Source organism: Streptomyces sp. AC627_RSS907 (assembly GCF_019049165.1).
Window position 1 is genome coordinate 1 of sequence record NZ_JAGMUE010000967.1, and the last position, 590, is coordinate 590.

Sequence of the window (590 nt, forward strand, 5' to 3'; positions counted from 1 at the left end):
GCACACCGAGATGGAACTGGTTCCCGCCGACGTCACCACCAGCAAGATGGTCGAGTCGGAACAGAACAAGAGCCAACACGGGGAGCGCGCCGCGGTTGCCGCCACCGCCACCCGCCGACGCGAGGCCGAACTGAGCGAGGTCTTCGAGGCCCACCTCACGGCGCAAGGCCATGCGGTGGGCCGGTTCCAGATACGACTCAAGGGCAAGACCTCCACCCTGCTCACCGACCTGTACGACGCCACCGACCACGTGTTGTACGAGGTCAAGGGCAGCACCAGGCGGGAGTCGGTGCGGATGGCGCTGGGTCAACTCCTGGACTACGGCCGATACGTCCGCACCGACGCCGAGCCGGACGTGCCGCCCGCCCTGGTCGTCCTGTTGCCCGGGTTGCCCGACGCGGACCTGGTGGAACTCCTCGCGGACCACGGAGTGGGCCTGATCCACCGCGTGGGTGAGACGGACGAGTTCGTCACGGCCACCTGACGGCTCCGGGCAACTGAGGGCGGGCAAGGGCCTACGAAGAGTGCCGGTAGAGTGCCCCGCGCCGCCCCCTTCAGCAACTGATGAGGGGGCTGAGGAACTGTGGGGG

Annotated in this window: 1 pseudogene; it reads left to right on the forward strand. The window is 68.3% G+C overall.

Features of this window, described 5'->3' with window-relative positions:
* Positions 1-484 (forward strand): annotated as a pseudogene (locus KUM32_RS39700) (hypothetical protein); the annotation flags it as partial.
* Between the last annotated feature and the right edge of the window lie 106 nt (positions 485-590).